Origin of the sequence: Mangrovicoccus ximenensis, from assembly GCF_003056725.1 — a bacterium.
GTDB classification, from domain to species: Bacteria; Pseudomonadota; Alphaproteobacteria; order Rhodobacterales; family Rhodobacteraceae; genus Mangrovicoccus; species Mangrovicoccus ximenensis.
This window is the reverse complement of record NZ_QBKZ01000027.1, coordinates 26,449-33,897: the sequence shown is the minus strand read 5'-3', so window position 1 is coordinate 33,897 and position 7,449 is coordinate 26,449. Positions and strand designations below refer to the sequence as shown.

General features: G+C 65.2%; 6 protein-coding genes and 3 pseudogenes. 8 read left to right on the top strand and 1 reads right to left on the bottom strand.

What is annotated here, in order from left to right:
- Positions 1-355, top strand: a 355-nt coding sequence (locus C7T91_RS30650) for a gamma carbonic anhydrase family protein (protein WP_108263584.1), incomplete at its 5' end; no start/stop codon positions are given.
- Here C7T91_RS30650 and C7T91_RS37585 read toward each other — a convergent pair.
- Positions 328-747 carry a hypothetical protein gene (locus C7T91_RS37585; protein ID WP_161556182.1) on the bottom strand — a complete coding sequence of 140 codons (420 nt, stop codon included), beginning with the start codon at positions 745-747 and terminating at the stop codon, positions 328-330. The two genes, C7T91_RS30650 and C7T91_RS37585, sit on opposite strands and share 28 nt — an antisense overlap.
- A 567-nt stretch (positions 748-1,314) precedes the next feature.
- On the opposite strand from C7T91_RS37585, the gene C7T91_RS40535 reads away from it, so the two are divergent.
- The 7 genes and pseudogenes from C7T91_RS40535 to phoU all read left to right on the top strand — a co-directional run bounded on the left by C7T91_RS40535 (position 1,315) and on the right by phoU (position 7,446).
- A complete protein-coding gene (locus C7T91_RS40535) occupies positions 1,315-1,674 on the top strand; it encodes a histidine kinase dimerization/phospho-acceptor domain-containing protein (RefSeq protein WP_456237882.1) in 360 nt (119 codons plus the stop codon).
- A gap of 156 nt (positions 1,675-1,830) precedes the next feature.
- Positions 1,831-2,028: an ATP-binding protein gene (locus C7T91_RS38845; RefSeq protein WP_108263583.1), complete on the top strand. Its 198-nt coding sequence runs from the start codon at positions 1,831-1,833 to the stop codon at positions 2,026-2,028.
- Positions 2,029-2,164: 136 nt separating this feature from the next.
- Positions 2,165-3,207 (top strand): annotated as a pseudogene (locus tag C7T91_RS30635) (substrate-binding domain-containing protein).
- 88 nt (positions 3,208-3,295) lie between these two features.
- Positions 3,296-4,498 (top strand): annotated as a pseudogene (pstC, locus tag C7T91_RS30620) (phosphate ABC transporter permease subunit PstC).
- Positions 4,498-5,846 (top strand): annotated as a pseudogene (gene pstA, locus C7T91_RS34110) (phosphate ABC transporter permease PstA). Before pstC ends, pstA begins: the two co-directional pseudogenes overlap by 1 nt.
- Before the next feature lie 24 nt (positions 5,847-5,870).
- Positions 5,871-6,665, top strand: coding sequence for a phosphate ABC transporter ATP-binding protein PstB (gene pstB / locus C7T91_RS30610; RefSeq protein ID WP_108263581.1), 795 nt, complete (start codon positions 5,871-5,873; stop codon positions 6,663-6,665).
- A gap of 67 nt (positions 6,666-6,732) precedes the next feature.
- Positions 6,733-7,446 carry a phosphate signaling complex protein PhoU gene (gene phoU, locus C7T91_RS30605; protein ID WP_108263580.1) on the top strand — a complete coding sequence of 238 codons (714 nt, stop codon included), beginning with the start codon at positions 6,733-6,735 and terminating at the stop codon, positions 7,444-7,446.
- The last annotated feature ends 3 nt before the right edge of the window (positions 7,447-7,449 follow it).

Genomic DNA, 7,449 nt, shown 5'->3' with positions numbered 1-7,449 from the left:
CAACATCCAGGAAAACTGCGTGCTGCATACCGACATGGGCTATCCTCTGGCCATCGGGGCGAACTGCACCATCGGCCACAAGGCGATGCTGCATGGCTGCACCATCGGCGAGCAGTCGCTGATCGGCATGGGCGCCACGGTGCTCAACGGCGCCAAGATCGGCCGGAACTGCCTGATCGGGGCAGGGGCGCTGATCACCGAAGGCAAGGAGATCCCCGACGGCTCCCTGGTGATGGGCGCGCCCGGCAAGATCGTCCGCCAGCTCACGCAGGAGCAGATCGCCGGTCTGCTGAAATCCGCCGAAAGCTATGCCGCCCGCATGCGCGTCTATCGCGACGGGCTGCGCGCGCTCTGAGCCAGGCAGGGCAAGAGCCAGAACTGGAGCGCCTGCCGCGGATAGGCGGCGGCGAGCTCCCTGCGCACCACCTCCGGATCAGGCAGGGAACCGGCCATCAGGCACAGCACCGTGTCCAGCCCGGCCTCGTCGATCATCGCCGCCAGATCGAAGCAGTCATGGTCATGGGCCACCGGCCGGGCGATCACCATCGGCGGGCGCAGCGCCTTCAGCAGCGACGGCGTCAGCGCGGCGAAGGGAATTTCCCGAAGCTCGGTCACATCGGGACGCAGTCCCTCCAGTTCCGCGGCAATTCCGGCATCTGCGATCAGAAGCCCGCGCGGCGGCAGGCCGGATTGCGGAGCGGTTTCTTCGGGCCGGACGAAGCCGACGATTTTCGCAGTCTTGACCATTTCGGTCGTCTCCAAGGGGCGCGGCCGGGGCTGCCCCGGGGACGCATTGTCCCATCCGCCAGCTGGCCTAGGCNGGAAAGGTGGACACATTGTCGCGCAAATGAACGACATATACAACAAACATGTTGTCAATTCTTTTTTCGGCAGCGGCCGTTTCCGGCGGCGTTNTGGCGCTCTGGCCGTGCCGCGCTGCCTCGGGTAAGGGCCGCCTGCACAACAGACGGGACCGCCCATGACCGCCCAGCCGCCATTTTCGATTCTCTCCGCCGTGCCGATGCCGATCGTCGTGACCGACGCGCAGGAACGCGTGCTTGCCGTCAATNGCGCCCGCCACCGAGCTTCTGGGCAAGAACCAGGTCGGCCATNCACGTGGTGACGGTGATCCGCCAGCCGCCGGTGCTGCAGGCGATCAGCCAGTGCCTGGGGCAGGGCGTCCAGACCGAAGCCCGCTACGTGCAGAAGGACCATGTCCACGAAACCCTCTACCGGGTGATCTGCTCGCCGGTGGAGGGCGGCGGCGTCCTGGTCAGCTTCCAGGACGTGACTTCCCAGGAGACCGCCGGCCAGATGCGGCGCGATTTCGTCGCCAATGTCAGCCATGAACTGCGCACGCCGCTGACCTCGATCCAGGGCTTCATCGAAACGCTGCAAGGCCCGGCGCGCGGCGACCAGGCCGCAGCCGACCGCTTCCTGCCGGTGATGGCGCGCGAGGCGGAGCGGATGATCNCGGCTGGTCAGCGACCTGCTGTCGCTGAGCCAGGTCGAGGGCGAGGAGCGAATCCGGCCGACCGAGCGTGTCGAGCTGCACGGGCTCCTGAAATCGGTGGTCCGCTCGCTCGGCCCGGTGGCGGACGCGGCCGGGGTCGTGTTGGAGATCGAGGCCGGGACGGAGGAAATCTGGCTGCGNCGGCGATCCCGACCAGCTGATGCAGGTGTTCACCAATCTTGCCGAGAACGCCGTGAAATACGGCAGCGACGGCGGCCGCATCCTGCTGTCCGCTTCGGAAGTGGCNGCGCGACCCGATCCTGGGGCGCGGCGCGGTACAGGTCGATGTCCGCGATTTCGGCCAGGGATTCGACGAGATGCACACCCACCGGCTGACCGAGCGGTTCTACCGCGTCGACAGCCACCGCTCGCGCGAGGTGGGGGGAACCGGACTTGGCCTGGCGATCGTCAAGCATATCGTGAACCGCCACAAGGGACGGCTGAAAATCGAGNAGCCAGATCGGCAAGGGCAGCTGCTTCTCGGNTGCTGCTTCCCAAAGGTTGACCTGAAATGACACTTTTACCCCACGGAACCGTGAGGNTGTCATAAAACGGTTACAAAAGTGTCACAAAACAGATATCGGGCGTCATTAAGGGCGGTCACGCGTTTCCTGCGGGGGGCGTGCGTAATTCTCTAGCTGGAGCATCCACATGAAAACCGTGAAGCTGAGCGCCTCCGNTCCTGGCGATCGCTGCCGTGTCCGCAACCGCCGCTGCAGCACGCGACACCGTGCAGATTGCCGGGTCGTCGACCGTTCTGCCCTACGCCTCCATCGTTGCCGAAGCCTTCGGCGAGAACATGGGCTTCCCGACCCCGGTGGTCCAGTCCGGCGGTTCCTCGGCAGGCCTGAAGCAGTTCTGCGAAGGCGTCGGCGAGAATACCATCGACATCGCGAACGCTTCGCGCGCCATCCGCGAAAAGGAAATCCAGGCCTGTGCCGACAACGGCGTGACCGAGATCATGGAAGTCCGCATCGGCTATGACGGCATCGTCTTCGCCAACGAGATCGCAGACGCCGAATTCGCCTTCAGCCCGGCCGACTGGTACAAGGCGCTGGCCGCAGAGCTGCCGGTCGACGGCGCCATGGTCGCGAACCCGAACACCTCGTGGAACGAAGTGAACGAAGATTTCGCCGACGTCGCCNATCAAGGCGTTCATCCCGGGCACCAAGCACGGCACCCGCGAAGTCTTCGAAGAGAAGGTGATCCTCGCAGGCTGCGAAGAGTCCGGCGCGATGGAAGCCATCCTCGGCATCAACGGCGGTGACGAAGACGCGGCCGAAGAGGCCTGCATGAACATCCGCACCGACGGCGCCTCGGTCGACATCGACGGCGACTACACCGAGACCCTGACCTCGATCCAGGGCGAAGAAGGTGCCTTCGGCGTGTTCGGCCTGGCGTTCTACGAGAACAACACCAACATCATCAAGGTCTCGACCATGTCGGGCATCGCGCCGTCGACCGAGACCATCGCGTCGGGCGAGTACCCGGTCAGCCGTCCGCTGTTCTTCTACGTCAAGAAGCAGCACATCGGCGAGATCCCCGGCCTGAAGGAATACGCGTCCTTCTTCGTCTCCGACATGGTTGCCGGTCCGCAGGGCCCGCTCGCAGCCTACGGCCTGGTCTCCGACCCCGAGCTGGCAGACACCCAGCAGAAGGTCGCCGACGAAGTCACCATGGGCTCCGGCTCGTAAACCCGGCCCGGCATGCTAACGAGAGGCGGCCGCGGACAAGCGCGGCCGCTTCCTTTTCCGGGTAGAAGACTGTCCAGACGGTAGGCAAATGGCTCTTTCGTATTTCGTGATATTGCTGCTGGCCCTCACGGCCGCAGGCTATCTTTTGGGGCGCAGGAAGGCGCTGGCTGCCGCGGGCGGCGAAACCCGGGCACTGCATTCCNCTGCTGTCCTTCTACGGCTGGAACGTCGCCCTCGCGGCCTTCCTGCCGGGCATCGTGATCCTTGCGCTCTGGGCGCTGTTCGGCACCGCCGTGCCGGCGGAAATGTCGTGGATCGGCGGCGCGCTGGCGCTGGCTGCCGCGGCTGCCGGAGCCTTCGTGGCCCAGGCCGCGATCTCGGCCGAGTTCCGCGCGCGCAACAGCGTCGAGGCGAAGGTCCGGGGCATCNCTGATCTTCTGTTNCCTCGGTCGCGATCCTGACGACGCTCGGCATCGTGCTGTCGATGCTGTTCGAGACCGGCAACTTCTTTTCCCAGTATTCCTGGACTCATTTCTTCTTCGGCACCGAATGGACGCCGCGCTTCTCGGGCAATTCCGAGCTGGGCATGCTGCCGCTCCTCTGGGGCACGCTCTATGTCTCGCTGATCGCGCTCGCGGTCTCGGTCCCGATCGGGCTCTTTGCGGCGATCTACCTGTCGGAATACGCGACGCCGGGCGTGCGCGCGGTGGCGAAGCCGGCGATCGAGGTGCTCGCGGGCATCCCGACCATCGTCTACGGCCTCTTCGCGCTGATCACCGTCGGTCCGCTGCTGCGCGACTATTTCGCCGGTCCGCTGGGCTTCGGCGACAGCTCGCGCTCGGTGATGACCGCAGGGCTCGTCATGGGCATCATGCTGATCCCGTTCGTCTCCTCGCTTTCGGACGACATAATCAACGCGGTGCCGCAAAGCCTGCGCGACGGCTCCTACGGCCTCGGCGCCACCCGCTCCGAGACCATCAAGCAGGTCATCGTTCCGGCCGCGCTGCCGGGCATTGTCGGCGCCGTGCTTCTGGCTGCGTCGCGGGCCATCGGCGAAACCATGATCGTGGTGCTCGGGGCAGGGGCCGCGGCCCAGCTCAGCCTCAACCCCTTCGAGGCGATGACCACAATCACCGTCAAGATCGTCTCGCAGCTGACCGGCGATACCGATTTCGCTTCGCCCGAGACGCTCGTTGCCTTCGCGCTCGGCATCACGCTCTTCGTGCTGACGCTGTGCCTCAACATCCTGGCGCTCTACATCGTGCGCAAGTACCGGGAGCAGTACGACTAATGGCCGATATCTCCGCATCCCCCGCAGGCGTGCCCGGCAAGAGCTCGCTCTATCACGAAACCGACCGCACCCGCCGCCGCAACGCCGCCGAGAAGCGCTTCAAGTACTACGGCATGGGCGCCGTCGGCATCGGCATCGTGGCGCTCGTGTGCCTGCTGACCTCGATCCTGACGAACGGCCTCAGCGCGTTCCAGCAGACCTACCTGAATGTCGAGGTCTATCTCGACCCGGCCGTGGTCGACCCGCAGGGCAACCGCGATCCCGAGCAGATGGCCGGGGTCTTCACCTTCGGCTACCAGCCGCTGATCCAGGGCTCGCTGCAGGCCCAGGCCGAGGAGCTGGCCGCCGGTCCGGCGCCCGAGATCACCCCGCAGCTGCTGGCCGGGATGGTGTCCTCCGCCGCTCCTGCCGACCTGCGCGACTACGTTCTGGCCAACCCGGACATGGTCGGCGANGACGGTGGTGTTCAACGTGCTCGCCAATGCGCGGATCGACCAGTACCTCAAGGGCAAGGTGACCCGCGAGACCGCCGAGCTCGACANGCCGCGTGGACGTNCGCGCNAGCTCAACGCCGCCGACGAGCTGGTCGCGGCCGGGCAGATGGAGAAGCGGTTCAACTGGGACTTCATCTTCGGGCCGGACGCTTCNCGAAAACCGCCCCGAGGCCGCAGGAATCGGCGTCGCGCTGATCGGCTCGGCTTACATGATGCTGATCGTGCTGGTCGTCGCCGTTNCCGATCGGCGTGGGCGCCTCGATCTATCTCGAGGAATTCGCCAGGAAGAACTGGCTGACCGACGTCATCGAGGTGAACATCTCGAACCTGGCCGCGGTCCCGTCGATCGTCTTCGGCATCCTCGGCCTCGCGGTCTTCATCAACTTCATGCACCTGCCGATCTCCTCGCCGCTGGTGGGCGGCCTGGTGCTGACGCTGATGACCCTGCCGACCATCATCATCGCCACCCGAGCGGCGCTGAAATCGATCCCGCCGTCGATCCGCGACGCAGCGCTCGGCGTCGGCGCCTCTAAGATGCAGGCCGTGTTCCACCATGTGCTGCCGCTCGCGATGCCCGGCATCCTGACCGGCACGATCATCGGCCTGGCGCAGGCCCTGGGCGAAACCGCGCCGCTGCTGCTGATCGGCATGGTCGCCTTCGTGCGCGAATATCCCGANGGGCATCCTCGATNCCGGCCGTGGGCCTTCCGGTCCAGGTCTACAACTTCACCAACCGCGCGGATCCGGCCTTTGTCGAACGCGCCTCGGGGGCCATCATCGTGCTGCTCGTGTTCCTGGTGATCATGAACCTCATCGCCATCATTCTCCGCCGCCGTTTCGAGCGCCGCTGGTAAGGATTTCAGGAGTGACCCAAATGGATGACATGCGCATCGTCGAGCGCCAGCNTGAGCCAGAACGAAATCAAGATCAAGGCAGACAACGTCCAAGTCTATTACGGCGCCTCGCACGCCATCAAGGACGTCTCGGTCGAGATCGAGGACAAGACCGTGACCGCCTTCATCGGCCCGTCGGGCTGCGGGAAGTCGACCTTCCTGCGCTGCCTGAACCGGATGAACGACACGATCGACATCTGCCGCGTCGAAGGGCAGATCCTGCTCGACGGCGAGAACATCTACGACAAGAAGGTCGATCCGGTGCAGCTGCGCGCCAAGGTCGGCATGGTGTTCCAGAAGCCGAACCCGTTCCCGAAATCGATCTACGACAACGTGGCCTACGGGCCGCGCATCCACGGCCTGGCCAAGAACAAGGCCGAGCTCGACGAGATCGTCGAAAAGTCGCTGCGCCGCGGCGCCATCTGGAACGAGGTCAAGGACCGTCTCGACGCGCCGGGGACCGGCCTGTCGGGCGGCCAGCAGCAGCGCCTGTGCATCGCCCGCGCCGTCGCGACCGAGCCGGAAGTTCTGCTGATGGACGAGCCGTGCTCGGCGCTCGACCCGATCGCGACCGCCCAGGTCGAGGAGCTGATCGACGAGCTGCGCGAAAGCTATTCGGTGGTCATCGTGACCCACTCGATGCAGCAGGCCGCCCGCGTCAGCCAGAAGACCGCATTCTTCCACCTCGGCAACCTTGTCGAATTCGGCGAGACCGGCCAGATCTTCACCAATCCGGTGGATAGCCGCACCGAGAGCTACATTACCGGCCGGATCGGCTGAGGCCGGACCGTCTTCGATGCAACGGGGCAGGGCGAACCCCTGTCCCATCCAAGGATGAGGCACCAGAATGCCGGAAACTCACATTCAAACCGTCTTCGACCGCGATCTCGAATCCATCCAGGCGATGATCATGAAGATGGGCGGACTCGTCGAGGCGGCGATCACCGATTCCGCCCGGGCGCTCGAAGAGCGCGACGAGGCCCTGGCCGATGCCGTGCGCGGCAATGACGCCGCCATCGACGATCTCGAGACCCGGGTGAACGAAGAGGCGATCCGCGTGATCGCCATGCGCCAGCCCACCGCCATCGACCTGCGCACCATCGTTTCGGTGATGAAGGTCTCGGGCAATCTGGAACGCATCGGCGACTATTCGAAGAACATCGCCAAGCGCGCCACCGTGCTGACCCAGATGAGCCAGATCCATGACACCGCACCTGCGATCCGCCGCATGGCCAAGGCGGTGGAGCTGATGCTGATCGACGCGCTCGACGCCTATATCAAGCGCGACGAGAAGCTCGCCCGCGACGTGATCCTGCGCGATGCCGAAGTCGACCAGATGTACAACGCGCTGTTCCGCCAGTTCCTGACCTACATGATGGAAGACCCGCGCAACATCACCGGCTGCATGCACCTGCATTTCATCGCCAAGAACATCGAGCGGATGGGCGACCACGTCACCGGCATCGCCGAGCAGGTGGTCTATCTGGTGACCGGCGAGCTGCCGGCCGAGGACCGCCCCAAGGCCGACCGCACCTCGTTCCAGAAGATGACCGGGGAGTAAGCG

Excerpts from the sequence above, each read along its gene's own strand:
- C7T91_RS37585 (WP_161556182.1), bottom strand. The coding sequence starts at position 747 with ATGGTCAAGACTGCGAAAATCGTCGGCTTCGTCCGGCCCGAAGAAACC.
- phoU (WP_108263580.1), top strand. The coding sequence starts at position 6,733 with ATGCCGGAAACTCACATTCAAACCGTCTTCGACCGCGATCTCGAATCC.